Here is a 26,476-nt window from a genome sequence, read left to right as displayed (position 1 = left end):
CCAGACCTCCAAGTAGTACATATTCTTCTTATTTAAAATATTTTTTATTGTTATCATTTAAATATTAGATTAGATTTACAAATATACCTGCTATTACTACAGAAGCTATTGTAACTGTAGTGAAACCTCCAACAAGCATCTTTGGAAGCATCTTATCCATTAAAAACTCTTTTTCTTCTGGTGTTTCAGCTAAAGCTTTTACTGCTTCTTCAGTTAATATATAGTTTGGTGGAAAACCATAAAGTGCTGTAAGAGAAACTGAAAAAGACATTTCTTTACTTTCACCTAAAAGCTTACCTACTATAATAGAGAATATTCCCATTCCTATTACACCAAATATTATGATTCCTACAAGAGGAACTGCCATTTCAGCAAGCATTGCTGGTGTAGCTTTTGCTAATCCTGCAAATATAAAAGCCATCAATGATGTCATTAACCATCCAAATGAACCAGATTTGTTAAGAGGTTTTCTATCAACTATTCCAAGTTCTGATGCTATTACACCAAATATCAAACATATAACATATCTAGATACAACTTCATGTGTAAGATTTGTAAATTGTACTGCTAACCATGCTACCAATCCTAATCTAAGTATTATCATATATGTTGTATCATACTTTTCAGGTAAATCTGGAATTATCTTAAATCTACTTTTTTGTTCAGGTAAATTCTCAGTTTTTTCTTCAACTTTACTTGTAGTTACTTTTCCACTTCTAAAATCTGATAAAAGTCTTTTTCCTTCTTTTTTAAGCATTAGTGCTGTAATAGGATAACCTGCAAATCCTTGTGCAACATACATCAAAATTGCAAGTACTGCCAAACTTGCAAGACCTTTTGCTGTAGCAGCATCTGCCATCATTATAGATGCAACTAGTCCCCCAGTAAGAGGAGGTGTAGCTATTACTGCTGTATCCCATCCAAATACTACTGTCCCTAATGCTAAAGCCCCTACACATATACCTACTATTCCTGCCAAAGCTATTACGATTGTTTTCCATTGCCCTGCCAATTCTTTAATACTCATCATAGTTCCCATATGTGTTATTAATAAAAGCATTCCCAATTGGGCTAATGGTGTTCCTAAAGCGGCTAAGTCTACAATATTTTCTGGGAAAAAAGTCCAAAATCCTACTATAAATATAATTGCTGATACAAAAACTGATGGAACAAAAGCTTTAGTTTTCGCTGAAACTACATCACCTATCGTCAGTGATACTAAAACTAGACAAAAAGCTGTTATTGCCTCCATACAAAATCCCCCCTCATAATAAATATATTTGTATACAATGTATGTATAGTTATCCATTATTTTACTACTTTTGAAAAACATTTCAAGACAAAATTCGAATTTTTTCATAAAATTCCATAAATTCTATAAATTAAAGTTAGCTTTCTAAATTATTCTTTTTAAAAAAACGTTATCCTAATTATTGGCTATTTATCACTATTCTTATAAATAGAATTAATTGTAATTTGCAAAAAATAAAACATAGAATACATTTTTTCATAAAACATCTCATTAATTAAAATGAATTTGATTTATGAATCTTAATATATTCTATGTTTATAAATTTAGTGTATATGTTAGTTATTGTATAAAATTTACATACTAGTTATTGTGTAATCTACTATATACTCCATTTTTGTTTACTAACTCTTCATGAGTACCTCTTTCTTCAATTCCTTTATCTGTCAATACTATGATTTCATCAGCATTTTTTATAGTAGTTAATCTATGTGCAACAACTAAATTTGTTCTATCTTTGCTTAGTTCTTCTAAGGATTCTTGAATTTCTCTCTCTGTTACATTGTCTAAGGCAGATGTAGCCTCATCCAATATTATTATTGGAGGATTCTTTAAAAAGATTCTTGAGATTGATATTCTTTGTTTTTGTCCACCTGATAATTTTACTCCTCTTTCACCTATATAAGTGTCATATCCGTCTGGTAAAGTCTCTACAAAATCATGTATCCTTGCCTTTTTGGCTGCTGATATCATTTCTTCATCTGTAGCATTAGGATTTCCACAAAGAATATTGTCTCTTATCGTTCCTGTAAATAAAAACACATCTTGTTGAACTATACCTATATTTTTTCTCAATGATTTTAAGCTGACATCTTTTATACTCTTTCCATCAATTTTTATATCACCCTTATCAAATTCATAAAACCTTGGCAATAGATTACATAGTGTAGTCTTTCCTCCTCCAGAAGGTCCAACTAATGCTATCGTCTTACCAGCTTTTATAGATAAACTTAAATTATTTAATACTTGAGTCTTATCTTCGTATGTAAAAGATATATTTTCTATCTCAATATTACCTTTTACATTTTCAAGCTCAACAGGATTTTTAGCTTCCTTTTGATGGTCTTGTTCCATTATTTCTATGAACCTTTTAAAACCTGTCATACCATTTTGATATTGCTCTGTAAAGTTTATCAATTTTTTCATAGGTTGTATAAACATTTTTACATATAATATATAGGCAGCAAAATCACCCAAAGTAATTTTTCCAAGATAAGTAAAGTAACCACCAGCTATAACAACTACCCACTCTAAAATATCCATGTATAAGTTCATGCCAGAATAGTATTCTGCCATTACTTTATAAGAATCTTGTCTTGCTCTTCTAAATAACTTATTACTTCTTACAAACTTATTTAATTCTTCTTTTTCAGTACAAAAAGACTTAGTTACTTTCATACCTGCTATACTATTTTCTAAGGTAGCATTCACATCACCTATAGTAACTCTACTCTTCATAAAAGCAACATTCATTTTATCTTTTTTAGTTATTGCAAACCAAATTATAAATGGTAATATGGCAAATATTATGAGAGTAAGAGGAATATTTATATCTATAAGTATAAAGAATGAACCCACCAACATTACTATAGAAATGAATAAATCTTCAGGCCCATGATGTGCAAGTTCTGTTATATCCATTAGGTCATTTACTATTCTAGACATAGTTACCCCAGATTTGTTATTATCAAAATACGTATTTGGAAGTCTCTGCAAATGTGTAAATACTTCATTTCTCATATCAGCTTGCATATCTACACCAATAACATGCCCCCAATACTGCATAAAATAGTTAAGACCTGCTTTTGCTATAAAGATAAGAATAAGTACTACTGCAAAAACTACTAACATTCTTAAATTTTTATTTGGAACAATGTCATCCATTATATTTCTAGTTATCATAGGATAAACTAAATCACATAAGGAAAATAAAAAAGCTGCTATAAGGTCTAGTGTAAAAATTTTCTTATACGGCTTATAATATTTTATAAATTGTTTTATCATAAGTATTAAACCCCTCCTTCATTGATACTTCTAAAAAATACCCATAAATTAGTATAACATAACAACAATTTTAAATCTTTTATAAACTTGCAATATAAATCAATATTTTTCATAAATTTGAATATTTATGTCATATATTATACATTTAAAACAATATAAAAGAGCCATATCTCTGTAAATAACTTATTACAAAGATATAACTCTATATTTAATGCTAAATATTTTTTATAGATACAAAACTACTTCAATGCATCCAATATTTTCTTATCTAAAGCAGCTGTATTTATACCTGTTATGTATGCTGTTGCTTTTATCGCAGGTATATCATAAGTTGTTGGCAATATAGTAGTAGACACTATTAAGTCAGCCCCCTCTTGTTTTGTTGCACATTCAGCAATTTTACATTGTATAACTTCTGCTTGTATGTTGTTTTCTTTAATTAATCTTTCTACCCTATCACAAACTACTGTTGATGTCGCAATTCCTGCCCCACATGCTACTAATATTTTTTTCATATTTTTTCCTCCTACGATTTCTTTGATATTTTATAATTCAAAATACGATTGATAAATTTCTCATATCTTTATTTATATAAATAATTATACCATTTTATATCAAAAGAGTATCTTAAAATTATTCTTTTAATATGTTTTTTATTTCAGTATCATTTATACTTAAAATCTCATTTTTTATACAATACTCTATGTAATTTGATATATTTTTATAGTCATTTAAATCAAATTGTTTAATATTCAAATCGTATTCTATATCACTAACAATACCTATTAAATCAGACTTATTTGATAAAATATCCTTATATTTATTCTTTCTAGTTATCTCCAACCTTTTGAACCTGTAATTTTTATATCCTTCTATAATAATTAAATCCATATCTCTATATAACTGAATCATTTCATATAATGGATTCTTCTCTTTTAGTTCTTCAATATACGCTACTCTCTTATCTGATATTATACATACCTTTTTAGCACCAGATTTTCTATGTTTATAAGTATCCTTACCTTCTTCATCCATGTCAAAATCATGACATGTATGTTTAATCACTCCAACATTATACCCTTCTTTATTTAGTTCTTTTATTATACCTTCAATCAATGTAGTTTTACCTACTCCAGAATAGGAGACAATTGACAATATATTATACATAAAATTGACTTCCTCTCATAAAACTATCTAATAACAACATCTACTAACTGATTTTCTTTTATAGTTTCTTTCTTTTTTATCCTTATCATACAATTACTTCTCAGTGTTGCTGACAATCTAGCTTTAGCATCTTTCTTATCATTTAACTTTACATATAATTTACCTTCACTTGTGTATAATTTTCCACTTACAAATCTATCTTTATTTGAAAGTTTATTAAATTCTCCCTTAAATATGGCTTTTATATAATGCTCTCCTTTTTTATATGTCAAAAACTCAATAACAGGAACTACCACATTATCAAATACCACAATTGCTGCATGCGGATTTCCAGAAAGCCCAAATAATAGTTTTTCTCCCAATGTAGCTACATAACAAGCCCCTCCAGGTTTAATGTTTATTTTCCAAAATAACTCCGTTGCACCTATCTTTCTAAATACATCTGGAATTAAATCTTTGTCTCCAACAGACACACCACCTGTTGTAATTAAAAAATCTACCTTTTGCAACATATTCTTTACTATTTTTTCTAACTCTAATATATCATCAGAGCAATTACATATTGTATCTGCTTGTATTCCAAGCTTTAGAAGTTTTGAATATAATGTATATCTATTACTATCATATATCTTACCATCCTCTAAAACCTCATTTATATCTTGTAGTTCTGTTCCTGTATTCAAAATCCCAACTTTTAAATCATCATACACAGTTACTGTAGATATTCCAAGACTTGCTAATACTCCTACTCCATCATATCCTATATCCTGATTTTTATTAATTATCAATTGTCCCTTTTTTATATCCTCACCCTTAAATATATAGTTATCGTATTCCTTTAACTTTACATTTAAAGTTATCATATCATCTATAACAGTTACATCTTCTTTTTTTATTACACAGTTTGCACCCCTTGGTATTTTACCACCAGTCATTATCTTCACTGCTTCATTTTTATTTAATACACTATCAAACACTTCTCCTGCATATAAAGTCCCTATAACCTTTAAACTTCTATTTTCAGAATTTGCATTATATGCATAACCATCGTACGGTGACCTATCAAATGGAGGGCTATCAATTGTTGAATATATATCTTCTGCAACCACCTTATTTACTGCGTCTATAAGATTTACTCTCTTCACCCTACTTATTGGTACAACATTTTCTTCAATAATTTTTATGGCATCTGCTAATTCTATCATTTTAAATACTCCCCAATATATTTTTTATTTAAAACATTTTAATGTAATATGCTATAGATTACAAAAATTAGAAATAACTTTATCTTATATTTAATTATAACTAATTGTCATCTATAAGTGCAGTTCAAATTTAATAAAGCTTATAAAATTATTACCAACTACAATGTGCTAAATTTTATAAATCTTATAAAAAAACTGTTTCCAGCTAGAAATTTACTTCTATCTTGAAACAGTCTTGTATGCTCTAGAATCCATTATTCTATTAAAGCTCCTTTTAATATTTTTACAATTTTATCACTTTCAGTAGTTTTTATAGATTTTATTTTGTTATCCTCAATACTTATTGTAAGCACTTCTTTTTTTAACAATTTATTATCTTCTTTTAATCTATAACTTTTCACTACTTTGCTACCTTCATGATCGTATGCTATTAAATCATAATTTACATCTCCCACAATTTCATTTATTCTAGCCTCTTCAACTCCAATATACTCCCCTAAGTCAATTTTTCTAAATTTTTCTATTGATACAGCCGATTTTTCATGGTCACTTTTTTCAATCATAATACTAGAATCAGCGTCAATAGTTATATTGCTCTGTGAAGAAAATGAATTTGTTTCAACATTGACTACTTTATTTTTATTAATATCAATGTATAAAGCACTTCCATCTAGCTCATTATTTCCAGTATACTTGGGGTAAACTAATGTCATATAACTTGATGTATTTATATCTTGCATTGTATCTGATTCTTTTAAATCTTTAGGTTTTATATAGTAAATTGTGTTATAAGGTATTCCCATATTCTTTATAACAAAATTATAGTCTTTACTCATAATTTCATTAACATCATTTTGAACTTTTGTCATAGTTTTTTGTTGTGTTGCTTTATTTGCTACTTGATTTTTCTCTTTAGTATTTTCTTTATGACATCCAACAAGTACAATACCTAAAATAGTTACACAAACTAATGACTTTTTTAACTTCATAAATCAATCCTCCTTTCTTAAATTTTATAATATTTATCTATATATCAATGTACGATTATCTCTTTTTTCAATAATTATATTTATTATATTATAAAATAATTATATAATATTTATTTGAATTTAATAAGATTAAGAAGCCATTTGTAATTTTTCTGTAATAAAACACATTTTAAAGTTGAATTTTGAAAATTCAATTTAAGATATTTTTAAGGTAAATATCCTTATAACATTATACCAAATTATTCCTAAACAATCAAAAACTCCATGAATATTTTAAGGTTTTCTATTTTAAAAATCACCTTTGACTATTAATTTATCAAATATGTTATAATAGTTTTAGATAATTTAAGGAGGATTAAATAATGGATTTTAAACAACTTGAAGTATTTGTTGCTGTTGCAAAACATCAAAGTTTTTCAAAAGCTGCAAGAGAACTTTTTTTAACTCAACCTACTGTAAGTGCACATATACAAAATTTAGAGAGAGAGTTAGAAACTGTACTTATAAATAGAAGCAACAAAGTGATTACACTTACAAAATCTGGTGAAATTCTTTATGAACATGCTATATATATATTAAACAACTGTAAACGTGCAATATATGATATAAAAGAATATTCAGGAAAAATAGAAGGTATCATAGATATTGCATGTAGCTCTATACCTGAAACCTATATTTTACCTGATTTTATGAAGAGTTTTTCCATGAGTTACCCAGACGTAAAATTTTCCATAAGCCATTATGATTCTCAATATGCTATATCAGAAATTTTAAATGAACGAATAAGCTTTGGATTAGTTGGTTCTAAGGTCAACAATCCTCAAATAGAATACCTAGACTTATTAGATGATGAGCTTGTTCTTATCACTCCTTCAGATTTTAAAATTGACAATAAAGATAATAAAATTGATATAGAAGAATTGGCTTACTTAAATTTTATTATGAGAAAAGAGGGCTCTGGTACTAGAAATTTAATATTAAATACACTTAGCAAAAATAACTTTCCTGTAAATAAATTAAATGTAATAGCTCATGTAGAATCAAATGAAGCTATTAAAGAAATGGTTAGATTGGGTCTTGGTGTGTCTTTTATATCTTATATCTCAGCTATTGATTATCTAAATGCAGGCAAGATTAAATGTTATAAAATAAAAAATGTTGACTTTACTAGAAAATTTTTCTTTATTTATTCCAAGAAGAAAACTTTTTCTCCACTAGAGGATAAATTCCTAAACAGATTGTGTGAGTACTTTGAAATCATAATATAATAATTATAATATAAGATACTTAATCCTAAATTATATAACTAATGAATAAACTAACTATAACTGTCACATACATAGTCATAAATTACTATGTAACAATTTTCTTTTTTAGTTAATTTAGTAAAAAAACCCTTGTTCAAATGAACTTGGGATTTTTTATATAAAAAGGGAGTTGCCTTATTTTTAGTGCAACATCCCCTTTGTAAATTTCATTTGTGGATAATATTAAAAAAAACATATCCTTAATCTTGATTATACTATTCCAATAGCAGCTAATACTATACAAATAATTATAACGGAAATTAATATCGTAGTTGTCTTGACCTTTTTTCCTAATAACCAATATATAATACCAAATATCATAGCTGGAAGCATACATGGCATTATTTGATCTAAGTAAGTTTGAATAGGCTCTGCCCACTCTCCACTACCTACATTAACACTAAGCTTTAACATTACATTAGAGGCAGTCATTCCTCCAATTACCATAAGCCCTAGCATTGACGCTGCTTCCATAACTTTTGAAACTATACTTGAACCACTTACATCTTTAAAAAATTGAGTTCCATACTTAAATCCTTTATCTAAACATATATAACGGATTATAAAATGAGGAATATTTATTATTAAAAGAAATAAAATTGGCCCCATTATATTTCCCTGAGAAGCTAAAGCTATACCAACTCCAGCTGCTATAAGTTTTAATGTACCCCAGAAAAATGAATCTCCTATCCCAGAAATGGGTCCCATTAAACTTGATTTAACAGCATTTATACTATTTGCATCAAATTCTTCATTCTTTGCATTTTCTTCTTCCATAGCTCCAGATATACCCGCCAAAAGAGTACTTATATGAGGAGTAACTGACATGAATTCAAGATGTCTTTTTAAAGCCTTAGATTTTTTTTCCTTATCATCTTTATATAATCTACGGATTATAGGTGCCATCATATATGCATATGCTATATTTTGCATACGCTCATAGTTCCAAGATGAATCTAGTGTTAAAGACCTTCTAAAACATTTCCAAAAGTCTTTCCTCGTTATTTTACTGTCTGGTGAAATTGTTTCCAATTTCTTAGAATTCGTTGTCATCTACTACTACCTCCTTCTCTCCTACAAAGTTAACATATATTAAAGCTATTGCTAATCCAAACAATGCAACACCTGTTACTGTTATATTTAGATAAGCGACCAATATAAATCCTAATAATAAAAATGCTACTGTCTTCTTATTAAGCATCATTCTAGCTAACATAGCAAAACCTATTGCTGGTATAACACCAGCTGCAACATCCATTCCATGAGTTACATATGATGGTATAAATGAAAGTATCTTTTCTATTACTGGAACACCTAATGAGAATCCTATACCTACTATTATTGCTAATATTAATTTATTTCCTATACCAAATAATAATTGCACACGCTCTACGCCTTCAATATTACCCTCTTCTGCATAACGGTCAGCAATATGAGCTCCCCATGTAAGTACTACTGTCATTAAGAAGTTGTCTATAAGCAATACTAATGTTGCTATAGGAACTGCAAGTACAACTGCCGCTGATACATCTTGCCCAGTTAATATTACAAATGCTGTAGCAATAATAGAACCAGAAACAAAATCAGGAGGATTACTTGCTCCAACTGGAAATGCACCCATAAATACTAGCTCTAATGTTGAACCTATTACTATACCTGTCTGTAGATTACCTAGTGCTAAACCAACAAGTGGTGCAACAACTATAGGTCTATTATGCATTGTAGAACCTACAAAACAATGCATATATGCAAAGAATGCAATTAGAGTTATTAGAATAACTTGTGTAAATTCCATTTTCATCCCCCTAAAATTATATTAATTTCATTACATTTGTAGCATCATCATCAGGAACCAATTGTACAAATACATTTACGCCTTCTGAATCTAATTCTTTAATCATATTTATGTCATCTTTTGATACATGTACTGCTTTAGATATATTTTCACGATTATCAGCTGATTTTGTTCCACCAAGGTTTATAGATTTAATAGATTTTACTTCTTTAGCTAGTCTATAAACATCTTCTACAGATTCACAAAGTATCAATAAATTATACTTATCAGTAACTCCTGAATTAAGTGCTTTTACAGAATCTTCTATACTTTTCATTACAAGTTTAACATTAGATGGTTTAGCCATTCTAAGTCCTGCCATTCTTAATTCATCCTTTAATAATTCGTCACTTGCTATCAATATACAATCTGTACTTAGAAATTTTGTCCATGTAAATGCTACTTGTCCATGTATAAGTCTGTGGTCTACTCTTACTAATTTAATCATTATAATTCCTCCCTAATTTTTTTTATTTCATCCATGAATGTTTTCACGTGTTCTACACTAACATCCCCAAAATCTTTATAATTATCTTTAAAGTAACTTCCTATTATTGCCATATCTCCTAATTCAAGTTGTTCTTTTGCATTTTCCAAAGTAACTCCAGCAGCTATAACTAATGGGAAATCCCCTAAGTTTTTACGAAATAACTCTATCTTTTCCATTGATGTTTCTTGTCCTGTAGCATTCTCTGTAACTGCTATGGCATCACATCTTGTCATACCTATTTTTAAATCTTCTTCAACTGTCTTTTCAGATAATACTGGTTGGTATTTAAATCTCACTCCTCCAATTAAATAAGCTGGGCACTTTGAGCGTTGTAATTTAAAAAATTCTTCTAATGTTGCCTCGTCTCTAGGTTTAACATGACCTACTACAGAATCAACTTGTATATAACTTGCCTTATATTTTGTTGCCAGTTCAAATCCCATAGTATCAACATTTAAGCAGTTTACTCCATATGGTATTGACAAATTAGCGTTTGATACATACTCAAGTATTCTTTCTAAATCATAGTAATTGCCATAGTAGTTTTCTAACATTATTCCATCTACACCATTTTCCTCCAAGATTGCGATTTCTTTTTTAGCTCTTTCAAAGATATCTTCTGGAGTATCTCCTTTTAAATGTATCATTGCTATAATTGGCTTCTTATTTTTAAATACTGATAATATTCCCTTTTTTTTCATAAACTAAAATACCTCTTCTTCTTCTTTAATTTGTAATGTCACACTTTGTATTCCCATTCTAGATTCTTTCACTAATTCTTCTACATCTTCAGCTGTCAATTTATCAGAAAATCTTGTAAGAAGTTCTAATACCAGATTCAAGTTCATTCCAGAGAATAAATTAACATTATGTAAGTTAGTTAATCTCAACATTGCAGTGCATACACTTGCACCATATAAATCAGATAAAATTATGTATTCACATTCTTTATCTTCTACTATTATTTTTTCTAATTCTAAAGCAAAGTCTGAAGCACTTTGTCCAGGATACAAACTATATGAACTAACACAATTTGCTAAATCTCCTACTATCATTTTTACTGAATCTAAAAGACCTTTTGAAAATTCTCCATGAGATGCTAATATTATTTTTCTCATATCTGTCCTCCTACTAAATATAGATTATATTTCTGCTGATACTGCATATTTATACTTATCACTTCTTATAAATTGTTCATTGTAATATAAAACATCATTATTCTCTGTATATACTGATTGTCTTACTTTCAATAATGGCATATTGCTTGCACATTTAAGATGGTCAGAATATTCTTTGTTTGAATGTTTTACTTCAAATATATTTTCTACACGCTTAGGTAATGTACTTATATTATTAGATATAACTTCCATTAAAGATTTATCTTCTAATTCTTCTTTTAATAAAAACATATAATCTATCCTAAAATAATCAACTTCAAAGATAACAGGTACTTCATCTATTAATCGAAGTCTTTTAATACAGATTACCTTCTCTTCTAACTCAATACTTAAAGCTTCAGCTACCTGCTTATCAGCTTTTTTTATTAAAACAGAGATTATTTTGGTGCTTGGTTTTGCATTAATACGATGACAAGAATTAGTAAAACTATTTCCCGCACATGTTGCTTCTATTCTCTCTGGTATTGTTACATAAGTTCCTTTACCACGTTTTTTACACAGTATATCTTCTTTTACAAGTTCATTAAGTGCATTTCTCACAGTTATACGACTTATATTAAATTCTTTACATAAATCACCTTCGGATGGAAGTTTATCTCCCGGCTTATATATACCAGATGCTATTTGTTTTTTAATGTTGTCATATAGTTGTTGATATAAAGGAACAAATGAATTTACTTCTAAATCCATCTCTTTTTTTTGTTTCTTTTCATCCATTTTGTTCACCTCCCTATGTAACTTTTTTATAACATTATATAACAAGTTCTTTATTACATATTATAACAAGATAAAACTGTTGTCAATTTTTTTTGCTATTTTACAAAAAAATAAGACTATTGTATAACAATTTAAAATTGTTTATACAATAGCCTTTATTCACTTATTACTCTTATATTTTAATTTATAAGTTGATATTAAAAAATGCCTTATATCCCTTGTACATCTCATATATATCTACCTTAGAGACAATCTCATGTGGTGCATGCATATTTAGAACTCCAACACCACAGTCTATAACCTCTGCACCTTGATTTGCTAATATATACGCTATAGTTCCGCCTCCTCCTTGGTCAACTTTTCCAAGTTCAGCAGTTTGCCATACTACATTTCCTTCATTAAAAATTCTTCTTACTTCTGACATAAATTCTGCATTTGCATCATTACATCCGCCCTTACCTCTCGAGCCAGTATACTTATTTAAAACTACTCCATTTCCCATATATGCGGAATTTCTCTTTTCATATGCTTCTCTAAAATTTGGGTCATATCCAGCAGAAACATCAGCTGATAAAACCTTACTATTTGCTAGGGCTCTTCTTACCTTAATATCACAGTAATCACCCTCCAAAGCAATTAATTCAGCTACAGTATTTTCAAAAAACTTTGAGTGCATACCTGTATTTCCTTGAGAACCAACTTCTTCTTTGTCTACACATAATGTAACTGAAGTGAATTCTGGTTGTTCAGTTTCTAATATGGCTTTCACAGCAGCATATGAGCATACCCTATCATCATGCCCATATCCCAATACCATTGACCTATCAAAACCTAAATCTCTAGCTTTTCCAGCTGGAACTACTTCAATTTCAGCACTTAATAAGTCTTCTTCAACTATACTATACTTCTCATTTAAAATCTTTAATATATTTGCTGTTATAGGTTCTTTTTCCTCATCGTTTAAAGGCATATTACCAATTAATATATTTAAAGCTTCACCACTAATTCCTTCAGATAGTTTCTTTTGCATTTGGTCTCCAGCTAAATGAACTAATAAATCCGTTACACAAAATACTGGGTCACTTTCTTCTTCTCCAATGGATATATCAACTTTTGTTCCATCATTTAATATAACTACACCATGTAAAGCAAGAGGGATAGCTGTCCACTGATATTTTTTTATTCCTCCATAATAATGAGTTTTAAAAAAACCTAAGTTTCCTTCTTGATATAGTGGATTTGGTTTTAAATCCAATCTTGGTGCATCTATATGACTTCCTATAATTTTCATACCTTTTTCTATATAATTTTTACCTATTACAAAAAGTGCTACTGCCTTTTCTTTATTTATAACATAAATTTTGTCACCACTACCTATACTTCCTTTTTCCATAGCTTCATCTATTGAAATATAATTATTTTCTTTAGCTAATTTTATAATTTCTTTTACTGAAATTCTTTCAGTTTTTGATTTACTTAAAAAATCCATATAATTGCGAGAATATTGCATAACTTGTTCAATAGCATTTTCTTTTCTTTCAACATCCCATGCATTCTTAAATTCATGCTTTAAGTTCATGTTTTCCTCCTATTAAGTTTTAATTTTTATTGTTTTTCATATACTGTTCATATTCCTCTGGTGAAACTACTTTAACACTGTCAAGTCTTGATTTAAAGTGTGCCCTAAAATTTTCTAAGTATTCTTTTCTTAAAATTTCTCTTTCTTTGATTTCATCATCAGAAAGAACTCCCTCTTTATTTTTCTTTGCCAATTCATTAATCCTATCTAACTTCTTTTTGTCAAACATGTTTTCCTCCTAAAGACTTCTATTTATTTAATAAAATAATTTATTGCTTTTTATATCTAACTTGTTTTTATATTCACAAAAAAACTCATCTATATTATCACTGATTATGGTTATTCCTTTTTCTAATTCTTCCATGCTTGGACGAGCTATGTTTATCCTAAAAAATCTATCATCCACTAAATTGTCAAAAAAATAAGTTCCTGGAAGCATAGATACCCCTTTGTTCAGCATAAAACTTGTAAATCCTTGGGATGTATATCCTCTTGGTAATTCTAAAAAAAAGTTTATTCCTCCACAAGATTTTCTAACTTTTAATTTACCACTCAATTTATTATTAATCAAGCTTTTTGCCAATTTGTACTTATCAGTATATATCTTCTCTATATGATTCAGATAATTTTTCCAATCAAAATTCTCCATATAGTAATACATTGATTTTTGAATAAGACCTGGTGTTGATATATCTGAAGAATATTTAGCCCATAAAACCTTCTTTAGCAGTTCATTTGGCATTTCTACAATTCCTATCCTAAGACCTGGCATAAGTATTTTTGAAAAACTCTTTATATATACCACTCTATTTTTATCATCATAACTTCTAACTGTCCTATTGTCTTTTGATTCAAATATAAAATCACTTATAAAATCATCTTCAATTATATAAAAATCATGTTCTTCTGCTAATTCTATTAACTTCTTTTTTTTATATGTTGAATAAGATATTCCTGTTGGATTTTGAAAGTTAGGCATAATATATATAAGTCTTGGTTTTATTTTTTCCAATTTTAATTTTAAAATACCTATATCAATTCCATCATCTAACATAGGTATAGATATTATTTTTGCACCTCTACTTTTAAATACTTCAATCGCTCCATTATAAGAAGGCTCTTCCATAAAGACAACATCTGAATAACTTATAAGCCCTTTACAAACTATATCTATACCTTGTTGAGCACCAGATATGATTTGAATATTTTCTTTAGTAGTTTTTATATTTCCGTCACTTAGATACTCTACCATCTTTTCTCTTAATTCTTCAGAACCAAGACCTTCATCGTAATCAAATATCGAACTGCCATCTTTAGATAATGCCATATTTACAGCATTTTTAAAGGAATCAATAGGAAACATATCATTAGATGGATTTCCATTATCAAAATGAATTAAATCTTCTCTTTGCACAGTATTCTTGTTTTTTCTGTTGTCTATACCACTTTTATAAGAATTTGAACTTGATACAAAAGTTCCACTACCTACAATCTTATATACATATCCTTCATTCTCTAAGAGTTCATATACTTTAACTATGGTAGTATTATTTACTTGTAAGAAATCTGATAGTTTTCTTATTGGTGGTAGTTTTTCATGTTCCACTAACTCTTTATTTATTATCAATTCTTTTATATGATTAAATATCTGTATATATTTAGTTAACTTTTTTTCACTTAAATCTATTCTGTATTTTTCCACCTTTATCACCGCTCATTGTATTTATATTTTATTGATGCTTTCACATATATTTGATATTATTTAGTATGTATATATAATACCAAAATTTTTATAAAAAGGGGAAATATTTATGTTTTACGACTATCACATGCACTCAAGTTTCTCTACTGATGGAAAATCTACAATGGAAGAAATGATAAAAAAATCAATTGAACTTGGTTTAAATGAAATTTGTTTCACAGACCATGTTGATTATGATGTCTATGCCGATGATTCTTTTTCGATTGTATATGAAGACTATTTTAAGAGTCTAGAAACTCTTCAAAATAAATATAAAGATAAAATCTCAATAAAAAAAGGAATTGAATTTGGAGTTCAGACTCAATTAATGGATACCTATAGAAAAGAAGCTCATCAATATCCATTGGACTTTATAATATGTTCTATTCATGCTATAGATACAATGGATTTATACCTTGGTAGTTATTTTAAAGATAAAACTCAACATGAAGTTTATGAAAATTACTACCTTTACTTATATAATATTGTTAAGAATTATAAGGATTACTCTATTTTAGGTCACTTAGATTTAATTAAAAGATATGCACCTTATGATACTATTTTAGATGATAGACTATTTTCAGATATAATTGAAGAAACTCTTAAACAAGCTATTTATGATGGTAAAGGTATTGAGATAAATACATCTTGCTACAGATATAACCTTCCAGATTTAACTCCATCTAGATATATCCTTCAGATGTATAAAGACTTGGGAGGAGAAATTATAACTACAGGTTCAGATTCACATCATGTAAGTCAAATTGCCTGTGAATTTGATTACATATATGCATTACTAAAAAACATGGGCTTTAAATATGTATCTAAATTTAATAAATTGAAACCAGAATTTATAAAATTATAAATTTTTACACCTCCTTGTGAATATATTTAAAAGATAAGGAGGTGATTTTTTTGAAAGTACCTTATTTAGTACTATCAACAGTTATTCTATTTATATCTAATTTTATTGTAAGGATATTTGGGTTTTTGTATAAAATATTCTTATCAAGGGCTTTGGGTGAAACGGGTCTAGGTATTTACCATATGATTTTTAACTTTTTAATGATTTGTTTAGCTGTTACAACAACAGGTATACCTACTGCACTTAGTTGTTTAGTCGCAAAGAGAAAAGCTTTAAATGATAGACACAATACTAATGCTTTATTTATATCAACTTTATATATATCATTTTTCGTAGCACTTGCTATATCTATAGTTGCATCCTTCAATAGCTCTTTTTTATCACTTAAGTTTTTAAAAGACGCTAAATTAAACCTATTTATACTAGCAGTTTGCCCTGCTATAGTTATAATAACTCTTTCAAATGTACTAAGAGGATATTATTATGGTATAAAGAATGTAAAAATCCCTGCTATTGGACAAATTATTGAACAGATTGGTAAAATTTTATTTGTTTTTTTACTTGTTATGTACATAAATAATAAATCTATGAATTGTTATATTGCCCTATTAGGTATATCGATTGGTGAATTGAGTAATATTGTATTCATGCTTATTTGCTTATGGAGAGATTCATCGTTTGACAATAGGTATATTATAAGTATAAAAGATTTTTATAATTCTTCAATGGAAACATTAAAAATGTCCATTCCAATAACTTGTAACAGAATGTCAAATATACTTTTGCAGTCTATTAGTTCTATGATGATACCATCGAGATTAGCATTATCAGGAATGACTTATCAGCAATCGCTAAGCATGTATGGTGTTGTCAGTGGAATGGTAATGCCATTTATATTTTTACCTTTTACTGTTGGTTCAGCACTTATTGTAAACTTGATACCTACTATATCACAAGAAATAGCTCTAAGAAAACGTAAGAGTGTCTTAAAAAAAATAAAATACTCTGTACTTCTAACTTTATTTGTAGGCATACTATCATCAATATTTTTTTATTTCTTTGGAAAAGATTTATGTGTGTTAGTATTTAAAAATAAACTTGCTGGAGAATATTTAAAAGCCATGTTTTTAGTTCCATTATTTATGTCATTAAATCAAACTCTATCTGGCATTTTACATTCAATAAGAAAAGAGTTAGCCTCAAGCATAAATACTATAATTGGTATGTTAATTCAACTAGTGGCTCTATACGTATTCCTACCTATTCCAGGGCTTAATATTTATGCATACATATACACAATGACAATCGTATCAATATTTACTTGTCTATTACATACTATAGTACTTTTTAAATCACTAAAATCTATACACTAGTTATAAAAACGTGAAGGCTACCAAAGTAAATAATTTACATTGGTAGCCTTCCTTAGATGATTTTTATTTATAATTTAAACTGTCTATATATCTACCTATCTATCTGTGGCAACTAGGCTTACCACTTCCGTTATTAGGTCCACATTGCGAAAAATCACATACTTTAGAGAAAGTATCAACAAGTCTTGGTTCGATTGGATTTGGTGATGCTAAAACTACTATTTGTTCACTTATTAATGTGCTAACTGTTTCTTGTAAGCAAAGTACTAAATCTATATCATTTGGTATTATTAATTCATAGAAAGGTTCACAACATTCGTTACATTCTAATTTTAATATAGATTTTCCTATACAATCTACAGTTAAGTTAGTTTGATATTCTTGTCTTAAAGTAACAGCTCTTCCGTCAGCTGGTAAGCATATTGGTGCTGAAAGTGTGTTAAAAGTAAATTCTACATAATCAACTCTTCTCTTACATCCACCTCCTGCTCTGACTGCTGGGAAAGCTAATGCAACGAATTCTGTACATCCACATCTACCTCTTAGCTCTAATACTAAATTACGAACTGCTACAGTTAATCCTCTTTGTTTATAAGCTACTGATTTGCCTTTTCCTTGTCTACAACATTCAGCGTTTCTTTCTCCACATACTGCAAATTCAAAAGTTGTTTCACAATTTCTTCCTACTATATCTCCTAATGGATCTAAATCGAAATCTTCTAAAGTTGTCATTCCTGTGTCTATAACTATTCCATCATTACTTAAGCATATTTTTTCTATAGTTACACTTGCTTGACCTGCACTTGGAACTGAACCAAATACTTCTACTACTTCTGTTTCAAAAGTTAATGGTTCTCCATTTGGTCCAGTTGCATCTGTAAATGTTTGGAATTGCATAGTATCAAATATTCTATTAGCCTCTATTGCAAATGGCACTGCATTTGATACAGAGAAGTTTCTTGGTGATATAGGATTGCAGCAATTTGGTCCACATTTGTTTTCAAAACATTCATCTGAATCCATTTGACATGGTTCACAATCACATTTACAATTGTCATGGCATCCACAATTGTCATCACATGGATTAGGTTTACATGGATCACATGGATTAGGTTTGCATGGGTTAGGTTTGCATGGATTGCATGGATTAGGTTTGCAATCATCATGACATTCACACTTATTATCATTATTACATCCATTATTATGATGATGTGATTTTTTAAATCCTCTCATATCTTCTGAATTCATTTCCTCTGTATACACTTCTTCTTCACTAATTGTAGGCATTGGCTGATTTATCATTCTTCTTTTATTTTTTTTATAATCTTGCATTTTTCATTGCCCTCCCTGTAAGCTATTCTAATTAAGTCTCGGCTTTTTGAAGCCTAATTAATACTATGCTCTTATAAACTTAATTGTTACTTCGCTTTTTAAATTTATCAATAATTAGATATATTTAGTAGAAAAATGCATTTTAATAAAAAAAGTACTACTATTTGAAATAGTAGCACTTTTTTTGTCCCGAAACACCGGTGGCTAAGTAAATTCACACCCTAGGCACTCCCAGGTGGGTGACTTGCCAGTAACCTTTAACGTCCAAACTAAACAGGCATGTTATAATTTACTAGACACGGTCTCCCGTATTTCATTTGTAGGTTGAATTTAAAAAAGCCTTATCGTATGTTTCAGGATTTCATACTATTATTATATAATAAATTTCGAATTTTTTAAAGTGGTTTTATATAGTAATTAAGATAAACTTATTCTAGTATTACTTTTTCTTCCTTTTCTCTTTATGTAGTTAGTTAAATTATCTCTTTCTCTTAGTTCTATTTTTAGTATTTTTTTCATTATAATTATTTTCAGATTTTTGCTCATTTACATTATATAATTCTTCATCATAAACTATATCTTCATCGTTTTCGACATTTTCATAGTATAGTTCCTCTTCTTCCATCGATTCTTCTTCATCATTATATATTTCATTTTCATCTGTTAACTCATCTTCATAATCTAATTCTTCATCTTCATTATCCAATTCTTCTTCCTCATAATCTAATTCTTCATTGTTATCTTCATCATCATCGTTACTACTATCATCACCTCTTAAAAGACTTCCCAATAATTTAAGATTATTCATACTACCAAGATTATTTATATTTGCCAAAGAACTTAGACTGAATCCACCTTCTCCAAAGTCATCTGGCAAAAACAATTCTGCAAATAAATCTATTTTCTTTTTCATTCCTATAGCTTTCTCAACCGAATTTTTTCTTTTTTCTGGGAATACATCTATAATTTCTTTTATCATCATATTCTTTTTATCGTCACTATCCATTTTTCTGAAAAAATCTGTTTCATCTTCCGAATCTACTACATCTATATTATTTAATTTTTTTATACCTCTAACCAAGTCTAAAACACTCTCTATTTTTATTAGTATTTTCCTTTCATCTCTTGACATGTATTTTTTAGTTCTTGTTATTATTTCCATTCCCATTTCTAAATCTTCTTCACTTAAATCCATAAGCCTTAAGCCTCTTTTTATATCATTTGCATCAAACCTTAAATTTCCATGTGTAGACTGTGAAAGTTTATCATTTGCATTTTTTTTGTTTTTTCTAACTCTATTATTTCCTTTTGATTTATTTTTATCATCAAATATAGAGATATTACCATTACTCAATGCAATCACTCCAATCAAAAATAGTAAATTATTCAAGACAATTCCCCCTTATATTATATAATTGCCCTATATTAAAGTATGTTTTTCATATTTTAATGTTCCATTTTTAAAGCTCAGTGCATATATATTATCTATAAGAATTTTTATTTATATTATATATCACTCACAATTCACCACTTCAATATTATTTCTATATATAAATAGTATGAATATAATTCAATATATATTTATAGAAAGGGGTTTTTTTATGAAAAAATTAGATACAGAGTCATTAGAAAAAATGGCTAAACAAAAAAATATTGATAAGGATAAGATAGAAAAGATTGCTGATAATTACAAAGGAAAATCAGAAAATGAACTTATGGAGGAACTTATAAAAATAGGTAAAAACTTAGATGGAAGAGATGAAGTAGTATCAAAATTCAAAGCATTTTTAGATGAAAATCAACGCAAAAAATTAGATAATATAATGGAAAAAATCTCAGATGCAGAAACTCAAAGAGATACTAAAGCAGTTAAAAGTAAGAAAACTAAACCTACTAAAGGTAAACCAAGTTCCCCTGCACCAAAAAATACACCAAATGGTCAACAAAAAAAATCTAAAGGTTTATTTAAAAAAACTAAGAAGTCCAATCCTCATGAATAAATAAAAATAAATTATTTAGATATTCATGACAATTATTTTTTCAACTGAACTATTTTTAAATTTGATATTATTGACATAAAAAATCAGGTAGTGCTTAAAGCACTACCTGATTGATTTTAATGGTTTTATTTTTTTCTTTCTATAACACTTTCTCTATCAACAATTCTATAAGGTAATTCTATTTTCTTATTTTCAATTATTTCTTTATTTATTAATTTTATAACCATTCTTATTGCTACTGCTCCCATATCATATAAAGGTTGATATACTGTAGTAAGTTTAGGTCTATACATTTTAGCTATCTTAACATCATTAAATCCTGCAACTGATATATCTTCTGGAACCTTATATCCAGCATCACAGATGGCGTTTATAGCACCTATAGCGGCCTCATCACCTGTTACAAAAGCTGCATGAGGTATTATTCCATCATCTAATAATTCTTTCATACTATTGTATCCACTTTCATAATCAGTTCCACCATATTTAATTAAGCTCTGGTCTAATTCTATGTTGTTATTTGAAAGTGCTTTCTCATAACCTGAAAGTCTCTCCATCTCTAAAACAGTATCATCTTTACTTGTCATTATAAAAGCTATCTTTTCATGACCTTTCTTTATAAGATGTTCTGTCATATCAAAAGTAGCCTCTTTATTACTAGTACTTACTGTATATATATCATAATTTCTAGCAGTTTTACTTATATATGTTGCTGGTATACCACAATTTTGTATATAGTTGATGTGTTCTTGTTCAACTACCCATGAAATCATAACTATACCTTCCACTTGTTTTGCTCTCAATAGATTTATACTCTTAAGTTCTTGTTCTTTATCAGAGTATGTATTAGCTAAAAGAATATCATAGTCATACATTTTAGCAACTTCCTCTATCCCATTTAATATCTCATTAACAAAAGAATCTGAAACTTCTGGAACTATTACCCCTATTAATTGACTCTTCTTAGTTACTAAACTTCTTGCAAGCGGATTTGGTATATATCCTGTTTCTTTTATAACTTCTAAAACTTTTTGTTTGACTTCATCAGTCACAGGTTTTGAATCATTTATAACTCTAGATACTGTAGATATTGACACGCCTGCTTGTTTAGCAACATCTTTTATCGTTATATTACCTTTCATCTTCATCCTCCTTATTTTACTAAATTTATCTAAAACTGAACCCAATTTGTGAAGGTTCCTATTTTAACTATATTTATATAAGTTTTTATTTTACCATAAAAGCAAGTACATTTAAATACATTATATTTTATATTATACCCTATATTCAACAAATTTAATAATATTCATTATTAATTTAAATCATATTAAAAAACAAAATAAAAAAATGCTGGTATAAAATACCAGCATTTTTACATTGCAACGGTTTAATCCTAGCAACCGCAGCCTCCATCACCTTCAAAGAATCCACCACATGAACAAGTTATTAATAATAGTATTAAGAATGGTATCCATGACATTATGTCTATATCTCTCCAACAATCTTCAAAAGCTAAGAATAGGAAGAATAGTACTATTATCCACCATCCTCCTCCACCAAAACATCCTTCTTCTCCAAAAAATCTATCTAACATAACAAAGCCCTCCTTTTTTTAGTAACTACTATCTTTACTCTAAGCATCCACCACAGCAGCAAAGTATTAATAAAACTATTAGGAATGGTATCCATGACATTATGTCAAATTCTGCCCAGCTATCTCCAAAAGCTAAAAATAGGAAGAATAGTACTATTATCCACCATCCTCCTCCACCAAAACATCCTTCTTCTCCAAAGAATCTATCTAACATTCCACGTTACCTCCTGTTGATATTTTGTTGAGCTTTTCGCTCCTAACATATACTATGCATTTGGTTTCCATTTTGCTAATGTATTTTTATTATTTTTTTAATTTTTTCTTATCCTAAAAAAATAAAGTTTGTACATTCATACAGACTATAGATATGGCAAACAAGCACTTTACAGAGTATTTTATTTATAATGAAGTATTAAATTTCTAATCTAAACTAAAAAAGGCAAAACCATAACTTGTATAAGTTACTGGCTTTGCCTATTTAATAATCAATATTTTTTAGCAACAACAACCATCATCGAAGTTAAATAACAACAATACTATTAGTATAACCCATATCCATATATTGTCATCGCATAATAAGTCTTCTAAAATGTCTGTACATAATAATAAGAATACTATAACTATTATTATCAACATTTTATTACCAAAAAATCCTTCGCATCCTCCAAAGAAACGTTCCATATTGTCTTCTAATTTTGTCATAACTAATCCTCCTTGAATCATTAAGAGACTAAGTTCTGTCTCTTTAATTAAATATATGTAGTAATAGACAGATAAGTTACTTCTAAAAAATTTTTATTGATTAGTTTATTTATTTCTTTTTCACCAAGTTTATTGTATCTATCAACTTCATCTAAATAATCTTTTTTCTCTTCTGATATAGTATAAATTAAACTCTCTATTGATTTTACTTTGTATTCTTTATATCTTTCTATCAAGAATGATGTTTTTGAGTTTTCTATCCCTTTCTTTACATGCATTAATCTTGATATGTAATCTTCTTTTTCATTAGATACATAACTATCTTTTTCAGCCACATCTTCAAGTATTAAATTGGTCTCCATTACATAATCCTCTATACGTTGCATATCTAAAGTTATTGAATTATAATAAAAATTTACTGCTACAAGTAAAAACATTCCTACTGATGCTAGTAATAGTCCTACATATTTCATAGCATTTCCTCCTAAGTTATATTTGTTATCAATAAAGTTTATTCACCAAATAAGACTTTATTACTACCTTTATAAAATTTTATTATTTTTTATGGATTCCATATTGAAAAAATCTCGATATTATATTAAACTAACATTAAAATTAATTAAAACTGCTTTAGGAGGCTTAAAATGTTTGAAAAAATAAAAGAAATAATAGCAGAACAATTAGGGGTAGACAATTTAGATGAGATAACTATGGAAGCATCTTTAATGGATGACTTAGAAGCTGATTCACTAGATGCTGTTGAAATTATAATGGCCCTTGAAGACGAATTTGGAATAGAAATACCAGACGAAGAAGCTGAGAATTTTAAATGTATTGGTGATATATGTAAATATATCGAAGAAAACAAATAGTATTGTTTTGTCTACAAATATAAATAGCCTGTGTATACTTCTACATAATAATTTATATCGAAGTTTACACAGACTACATTACGTTTATTTACAATTATAGAAAATATTCAATTTTTATATATGAGTATATGAATTACTCAAATTAAAGTTACTTTTCTTCATAAAATGTTACATTTTTTATTACTATATCGATAGTTCCATCTTGATTTTGTTTTACAGTATATTTCATTGGGTCTTCAAAATCAGTTAAATTTCCTTTTATATCAAATCCATTATCTGTTTTTATACTTCTTTTTTTAAGCTTTTTCTCAACCCATTTTTTATCTATACTAAAACATTCATCAAGACCTTTTTCCTCCATATGTTCTTTGAAGCTATCCTTTAACTCATCATCCTTAATTGAATTATCAACAAAGTCATTTATATCAACCTCATGTTTTTCCTTTAATGTATAATTTAATATACTTCTTACATCTTCTGCCTGTTTTATATCATTACTAAGAGCATTTGTTATCCAATTTTCAGCTGTATTTTTAAATACTTTTGTCTTATACTTATCATCATCGATTTTTTTAGCATTTAAAAATTCTGTCACAAATTTTGATTCTGAACCTTCTTTTTCTGCATCTTTATCTAAAAGTCTTAGATGAAACTCATCATTTATTCCACTTAAACTAATCAACGCACCTTGCTTTTGTCTTAGAGTCTCTGGAATACCAATTTCATTTGAAACCATTTGAATATTAAATTTATCATCCACAAATTCAATTGAATGAGTATATAACTTTTTATAATCTAATTTTAATATAGCTACACTCTTTTCATCCTTAATAGTATATAAACAGATTGCTAAATCACAAGATTCTAGCGCAGCATTAATTTTCATAACATCAAACAGGTAAGATGCAATCTCTTTAGAGTTTTTTAAAAAAGAACTTTCATCATATATTATTTGTTCACAACAGTTCTTAATTAGATTATCATTATAATCTTTAAAAATACCTTTTCTTAAATCTTCATCCTTTGCAATTCTTTTTATAGCTTTTTGAAAAAAGCCATCCACCTCTTGGTTAACTTTACCTTCAAAGTCATTTAATATTGGAACATCACTATTTTTGTCCAAAACATGTATTATAAATTTATGTATTATCATATATATCACCCCATTATCTTAATTTCGATATTAACTCTTTCATATCCTTTGGTATATCCGCTTTAAATTTCAATTTTTCTTTTGTCCTTGGTTGCTCAAACTCTAACTCATAAGCATGAAGTGCTTGCCTATCTATAAGTTTTTCATCTACACAACCATATAACTCATCACCTATTATTCCATGCCCTATATGAGCCATGTGCACCCTTATTTGATGTGTTCTACCAGTCTCTAAACTTACTTCTAGTACAGTTGCATTTTTTAATCTTTCTACCACTTTATAATGAGTAACAGATGCCTGTCCTCTTTTATCTATTACTCTCTTTATTGAATCTTCTGTCTGTCTATAGATTGGCTCATTTATAGTTCCTTCATCTTCTTCTATAATTCCATCAACTACTGTTATATACGTTTTTTTAACTTTATTTTCACTCATTGCTATAGACAAAGTATGATGTGCATAAGCATTTTTCGCTACTATAACGAGTCCTGAGGTATTCATATCTAACCTATTTACAAATCGTATTTTTACATTTTCTTTCTTACTATCTATATAGTAACTAATACCATTTGCTATTGTTTTATCATAGTGACTTTTGGTTGGATGAACTACCATAAATGGAGGTTTATTTACCATGATTATATCAAAATCATCATATATTATTTGCAAATTTAAATCTTGAGGCTCAAATCTAGCTTTTTCTTCTTCTATTTTTACCTCTATTAAATCACCACAATATACTTTTACACTTGGTTTTTTATATACTCCATTTACTAAAACACTCTTTTCTCTCTTCATTTTTGATAATGACCTAACCGAAAAATTTAGTTTGTCCAATAAAACTTCTTTTAAAGTCATTTCTTCCTCATTTGTATATGATATTATATTATATCTTTGATTTTCTTTTTTAAACAAGCCTTTACCTACTTTCTTTTATATCTTCAAAATCATGATATTATATATTTTACACTATTTTTGTTTAATAGATAATAATTATTTTTAACTATAAAAACCTGTAAGAATAACAAATAGTTACTCTTACAGGTTACATTCATAATTAAATA

29 protein-coding genes and 1 other RNA gene are annotated in these 26,476 nt (G+C 28.1%); 5 read left to right on the top strand and 25 right to left on the bottom strand.

Going from position 1 to position 26,476, the window contains the following annotated elements:
• Positions 1-64: 64 nt before the first annotated feature.
• The 6 genes from ACTG45_RS05740 to ACTG45_RS05715 all read right to left on the bottom strand — a co-directional run bounded on the left by ACTG45_RS05740 (position 65) and on the right by ACTG45_RS05715 (position 6,674).
• Complete coding sequence (locus tag ACTG45_RS05740; RefSeq protein WP_021383912.1) at positions 65-1,252, bottom strand: membrane protein; 1,188 nt, start codon at positions 1,250-1,252, stop codon at positions 65-67.
• Positions 1,253-1,612: 360 nt separating this feature from the next.
• Entirely contained in the window at positions 1,613-3,313 is a 1,701-nt protein-coding gene (locus tag ACTG45_RS05735; RefSeq protein WP_021383886.1) for an ABC transporter ATP-binding protein, read from the bottom strand.
• 239 nt (positions 3,314-3,552) lie between these two features.
• Positions 3,553-3,828, bottom strand: a complete 276-nt coding sequence (locus ACTG45_RS05730; protein WP_021383888.1) for a PTS sugar transporter subunit IIB — start codon at positions 3,826-3,828, stop codon at positions 3,553-3,555.
• Positions 3,829-3,946: 118 nt separating this feature from the next.
• A complete protein-coding gene (mobB, locus tag ACTG45_RS05725; protein ID WP_021383818.1) occupies positions 3,947-4,480 on the bottom strand; it encodes a molybdopterin-guanine dinucleotide biosynthesis protein B in 534 nt (177 codons plus the stop codon).
• A gap of 23 nt (positions 4,481-4,503) precedes the next feature.
• Positions 4,504-5,685: a molybdopterin molybdotransferase MoeA gene (locus tag ACTG45_RS05720; RefSeq protein WP_479919998.1), complete on the bottom strand. Its 1,182-nt coding sequence runs from the start codon at positions 5,683-5,685 to the stop codon at positions 4,504-4,506.
• A 254-nt stretch (positions 5,686-5,939) separates the two neighbouring features.
• Entirely contained in the window at positions 5,940-6,674 is a 735-nt protein-coding gene (locus ACTG45_RS05715; RefSeq protein ID WP_021383823.1) for a hypothetical protein, read from the bottom strand.
• Positions 6,675-7,036: 362 nt separating this feature from the next.
• On the opposite strand from ACTG45_RS05715, the gene ACTG45_RS05710 reads away from it, so the two are divergent.
• A complete protein-coding gene (locus ACTG45_RS05710) occupies positions 7,037-7,942 on the top strand; it encodes a selenium metabolism-associated LysR family transcriptional regulator (RefSeq protein WP_021383850.1) in 906 nt (301 codons plus the stop codon).
• Between the two features lie 249 nt (positions 7,943-8,191).
• Here ACTG45_RS05710 and ACTG45_RS05705 read toward each other — a convergent pair whose 3' ends face one another.
• The 9 genes from ACTG45_RS05705 to pdxR form a co-directional block, all read right to left on the bottom strand.
• Positions 8,192-9,034: a PTS system mannose/fructose/sorbose family transporter subunit IID gene (locus ACTG45_RS05705; RefSeq protein WP_021383812.1), complete on the bottom strand. Its 843-nt coding sequence runs from the start codon at positions 9,032-9,034 to the stop codon at positions 8,192-8,194.
• Complete coding sequence (locus ACTG45_RS05700) at positions 9,018-9,776, bottom strand: PTS mannose/fructose/sorbose/N-acetylgalactosamine transporter subunit IIC (protein WP_021383858.1); 759 nt, start codon at positions 9,774-9,776, stop codon at positions 9,018-9,020. The genes ACTG45_RS05705 and ACTG45_RS05700 overlap by 17 nt, the downstream gene beginning before the upstream one ends.
• A gap of 16 nt (positions 9,777-9,792) precedes the next feature.
• Positions 9,793-10,263: a PTS sugar transporter subunit IIB gene (locus ACTG45_RS05695; protein WP_479919997.1), complete on the bottom strand. Its 471-nt coding sequence runs from the start codon at positions 10,261-10,263 to the stop codon at positions 9,793-9,795.
• Positions 10,263-11,006, bottom strand: a complete 744-nt coding sequence (locus ACTG45_RS05690; RefSeq protein WP_021383907.1) for a BtpA/SgcQ family protein — start codon at positions 11,004-11,006, stop codon at positions 10,263-10,265. The genes ACTG45_RS05695 and ACTG45_RS05690 overlap by 1 nt, the downstream gene beginning before the upstream one ends.
• 3 nt (positions 11,007-11,009) lie before the next feature.
• Entirely contained in the window at positions 11,010-11,423 is a 414-nt protein-coding gene (locus ACTG45_RS05685) for a PTS sugar transporter subunit IIA (protein ID WP_021383875.1), read from the bottom strand.
• Between the two features lie 24 nt (positions 11,424-11,447).
• Positions 11,448-12,200: a GntR family transcriptional regulator gene (locus ACTG45_RS05680; protein WP_021383805.1), complete on the bottom strand. Its 753-nt coding sequence runs from the start codon at positions 12,198-12,200 to the stop codon at positions 11,448-11,450.
• Between the two features lie 184 nt (positions 12,201-12,384).
• The gene (locus ACTG45_RS05675) at positions 12,385-13,779 is read right to left on the bottom strand and encodes an aminopeptidase (protein ID WP_021383909.1); all 1,395 of its coding nucleotides are present in this window, start codon (positions 13,777-13,779) and stop codon (positions 12,385-12,387) included.
• Positions 13,780-13,798: 19 nt separating this feature from the next.
• Positions 13,799-14,008, bottom strand: coding sequence for a DUF896 domain-containing protein (locus tag ACTG45_RS05670; protein WP_021383914.1), 210 nt, complete (start codon positions 14,006-14,008; stop codon positions 13,799-13,801).
• Between the two features lie 27 nt (positions 14,009-14,035).
• On the bottom strand, positions 14,036-15,481 hold the full coding sequence (pdxR, locus tag ACTG45_RS05665; protein ID WP_021383868.1) for a MocR-like pyridoxine biosynthesis transcription factor PdxR: 1,446 nt from the start codon (positions 15,479-15,481) through the stop codon (positions 14,036-14,038).
• A 109-nt stretch (positions 15,482-15,590) separates the two neighbouring features.
• On the opposite strand from pdxR, the gene ACTG45_RS05660 reads away from it, so the two are divergent.
• Together ACTG45_RS05660 and ACTG45_RS05655 are read left to right on the top strand one after the other, a co-directional pair.
• Positions 15,591-16,385, top strand: a complete 795-nt coding sequence (locus ACTG45_RS05660; protein ID WP_479919996.1) for a histidinol-phosphatase HisJ family protein — start codon at positions 15,591-15,593, stop codon at positions 16,383-16,385.
• A gap of 50 nt (positions 16,386-16,435) precedes the next feature.
• The gene (locus ACTG45_RS05655) at positions 16,436-17,758 is read left to right on the top strand and encodes a polysaccharide biosynthesis protein (protein ID WP_021383867.1); all 1,323 of its coding nucleotides are present in this window, start codon (positions 16,436-16,438) and stop codon (positions 17,756-17,758) included.
• A gap of 99 nt (positions 17,759-17,857) precedes the next feature.
• On the opposite strand, the gene ACTG45_RS05650 is transcribed toward ACTG45_RS05655, so the two are convergent.
• The 3 genes from ACTG45_RS05650 to ACTG45_RS05640 all read right to left on the bottom strand — a co-directional run bounded on the left by ACTG45_RS05650 (position 17,858) and on the right by ACTG45_RS05640 (position 20,480).
• Entirely contained in the window at positions 17,858-19,090 is a 1,233-nt protein-coding gene (locus tag ACTG45_RS05650) for an exosporium morphogenetic protein CdeC (RefSeq protein ID WP_479919995.1), read from the bottom strand.
• Positions 19,091-19,272: 182 nt separating this feature from the next.
• Positions 19,273-19,453, bottom strand: a non-coding RNA gene (gene ssrS / locus ACTG45_RS05645) — 6S RNA.
• Between the two features lie 115 nt (positions 19,454-19,568).
• Positions 19,569-20,480, bottom strand: coding sequence for a hypothetical protein (locus ACTG45_RS05640; RefSeq protein WP_479919994.1), 912 nt, complete (start codon positions 20,478-20,480; stop codon positions 19,569-19,571).
• 211 nt (positions 20,481-20,691) lie between these two features.
• Here ACTG45_RS05640 and ACTG45_RS05635 point away from each other — a divergent pair, with 211 nt between their 5' ends.
• Positions 20,692-21,090, top strand: coding sequence for a hypothetical protein (locus ACTG45_RS05635; RefSeq protein WP_021383849.1), 399 nt, complete (start codon positions 20,692-20,694; stop codon positions 21,088-21,090).
• Positions 21,091-21,215: 125 nt separating this feature from the next.
• Here ACTG45_RS05635 and ccpA read toward each other — a convergent pair whose 3' ends face one another.
• The 5 genes from ccpA to ACTG45_RS05610 all read right to left on the bottom strand — a co-directional run bounded on the left by ccpA (position 21,216) and on the right by ACTG45_RS05610 (position 23,859).
• The gene (gene ccpA, locus ACTG45_RS05630) at positions 21,216-22,238 is read right to left on the bottom strand and encodes a LacI family transcriptional regulator CcpA (RefSeq protein ID WP_479919993.1); all 1,023 of its coding nucleotides are present in this window, start codon (positions 22,236-22,238) and stop codon (positions 21,216-21,218) included.
• A gap of 245 nt (positions 22,239-22,483) precedes the next feature.
• Positions 22,484-22,684, bottom strand: a complete 201-nt coding sequence (locus tag ACTG45_RS05625) for a hypothetical protein (RefSeq protein ID WP_021383905.1) — start codon at positions 22,682-22,684, stop codon at positions 22,484-22,486.
• Between the two features lie 34 nt (positions 22,685-22,718).
• Positions 22,719-22,898 carry a hypothetical protein gene (locus ACTG45_RS05620; RefSeq protein ID WP_021383870.1) on the bottom strand — a complete coding sequence of 60 codons (180 nt, stop codon included), beginning with the start codon at positions 22,896-22,898 and terminating at the stop codon, positions 22,719-22,721.
• A gap of 281 nt (positions 22,899-23,179) precedes the next feature.
• A complete protein-coding gene (locus ACTG45_RS05615; protein ID WP_009888870.1) occupies positions 23,180-23,386 on the bottom strand; it encodes a hypothetical protein in 207 nt (68 codons plus the stop codon).
• A gap of 47 nt (positions 23,387-23,433) precedes the next feature.
• Positions 23,434-23,859, bottom strand: a complete 426-nt coding sequence (locus ACTG45_RS05610) for a hypothetical protein (RefSeq protein ID WP_021383900.1) — start codon at positions 23,857-23,859, stop codon at positions 23,434-23,436.
• A gap of 171 nt (positions 23,860-24,030) precedes the next feature.
• On the opposite strand from ACTG45_RS05610, the gene acpP reads away from it, so the two are divergent.
• Positions 24,031-24,258 (top strand): acyl carrier protein, encoded by a 228-nt coding sequence (acpP, locus tag ACTG45_RS05605; protein WP_003418905.1) that lies wholly within the window; start codon positions 24,031-24,033, stop codon positions 24,256-24,258.
• A gap of 148 nt (positions 24,259-24,406) precedes the next feature.
• Here acpP and ACTG45_RS05600 read toward each other — a convergent pair whose 3' ends face one another.
• Entirely contained in the window at positions 24,407-25,411 is a 1,005-nt protein-coding gene (locus tag ACTG45_RS05600; protein WP_479919992.1) for a nucleoid-associated protein, read from the bottom strand.
• A gap of 13 nt (positions 25,412-25,424) precedes the next feature.
• Positions 25,425-26,327 carry an RluA family pseudouridine synthase gene (locus ACTG45_RS05595; RefSeq protein ID WP_479919991.1) on the bottom strand — a complete coding sequence of 301 codons (903 nt, stop codon included), beginning with the start codon at positions 26,325-26,327 and terminating at the stop codon, positions 25,425-25,427.
• Positions 26,328-26,476 lie beyond the last annotated feature (149 nt).

The organism is Clostridioides sp. LIBA-7602, from assembly GCF_056688945.1.
The sequence above is the reverse complement of the archived record's forward strand: the minus strand, read 5'-3'. Positions and strand labels throughout refer to the sequence as shown.

Coding starts and splice junctions, on each gene's coding strand:
- ACTG45_RS05740 (WP_021383912.1), bottom strand. CDS start 1,252: ATGGAGGCAATAACAGCTTTTTGTCTAGTTTTAGTATCACTGACGATA.
- ACTG45_RS05735 (WP_021383886.1), bottom strand. CDS start 3,313: ATGATAAAACAATTTATAAAATATTATAAGCCGTATAAGAAAATTTTT.
- ACTG45_RS05730 (WP_021383888.1), bottom strand. CDS start 3,828: ATGAAAAAAATATTAGTAGCATGTGGGGCAGGAATTGCGACATCAACA.
- mobB (WP_021383818.1), bottom strand. CDS start 4,480: ATGTATAATATATTGTCAATTGTCTCCTATTCTGGAGTAGGTAAAACT.
- ACTG45_RS05720 (WP_479919998.1), bottom strand. CDS start 5,685: ATGATAGAATTAGCAGATGCCATAAAAATTATTGAAGAAAATGTTGTA.
- ACTG45_RS05715 (WP_021383823.1), bottom strand. CDS start 6,674: ATGAAGTTAAAAAAGTCATTAGTTTGTGTAACTATTTTAGGTATTGTA.
- ACTG45_RS05710 (WP_021383850.1), top strand. CDS start 7,037: ATGGATTTTAAACAACTTGAAGTATTTGTTGCTGTTGCAAAACATCAA.
- ACTG45_RS05705 (WP_021383812.1), bottom strand. CDS start 9,034: ATGACAACGAATTCTAAGAAATTGGAAACAATTTCACCAGACAGTAAA.
- ACTG45_RS05700 (WP_021383858.1), bottom strand. CDS start 9,776: ATGGAATTTACACAAGTTATTCTAATAACTCTAATTGCATTCTTTGCA.
- ACTG45_RS05695 (WP_479919997.1), bottom strand. CDS start 10,263: ATGATTAAATTAGTAAGAGTAGACCACAGACTTATACATGGACAAGTA.
- ACTG45_RS05690 (WP_021383907.1), bottom strand. CDS start 11,006: ATGAAAAAAAAGGGAATATTATCAGTATTTAAAAATAAGAAGCCAATT.
- ACTG45_RS05685 (WP_021383875.1), bottom strand. CDS start 11,423: ATGAGAAAAATAATATTAGCATCTCATGGAGAATTTTCAAAAGGTCTT.
- ACTG45_RS05680 (WP_021383805.1), bottom strand. CDS start 12,200: ATGGATGAAAAGAAACAAAAAAAAGAGATGGATTTAGAAGTAAATTCA.
- ACTG45_RS05675 (WP_021383909.1), bottom strand. CDS start 13,779: ATGAACTTAAAGCATGAATTTAAGAATGCATGGGATGTTGAAAGAAAA.
- ACTG45_RS05670 (WP_021383914.1), bottom strand. CDS start 14,008: ATGTTTGACAAAAAGAAGTTAGATAGGATTAATGAATTGGCAAAGAAA.
- ACTG45_RS05660 (WP_479919996.1), top strand. CDS start 15,591: ATGTTTTACGACTATCACATGCACTCAAGTTTCTCTACTGATGGAAAA.
- ACTG45_RS05650 (WP_479919995.1), bottom strand. CDS start 19,090: ATGCAAGATTATAAAAAAAATAAAAGAAGAATGATAAATCAGCCAATG.
- ACTG45_RS05635 (WP_021383849.1), top strand. CDS start 20,692: ATGAAAAAATTAGATACAGAGTCATTAGAAAAAATGGCTAAACAAAAA.
- ccpA (WP_479919993.1), bottom strand. CDS start 22,238: ATGAAGATGAAAGGTAATATAACGATAAAAGATGTTGCTAAACAAGCA.
- ACTG45_RS05625 (WP_021383905.1), bottom strand. CDS start 22,684: ATGTTAGATAGATTTTTTGGAGAAGAAGGATGTTTTGGTGGAGGAGGA.
- ACTG45_RS05620 (WP_021383870.1), bottom strand. CDS start 22,898: ATGTTAGATAGATTCTTTGGAGAAGAAGGATGTTTTGGTGGAGGAGGA.
- ACTG45_RS05615 (WP_009888870.1), bottom strand. CDS start 23,386: ATGACAAAATTAGAAGACAATATGGAACGTTTCTTTGGAGGATGCGAA.
- ACTG45_RS05610 (WP_021383900.1), bottom strand. CDS start 23,859: ATGAAATATGTAGGACTATTACTAGCATCAGTAGGAATGTTTTTACTT.
- acpP (WP_003418905.1), top strand. CDS start 24,031: ATGTTTGAAAAAATAAAAGAAATAATAGCAGAACAATTAGGGGTAGAC.
- ACTG45_RS05600 (WP_479919992.1), bottom strand. CDS start 25,411: ATGATAATACATAAATTTATAATACATGTTTTGGACAAAAATAGTGAT.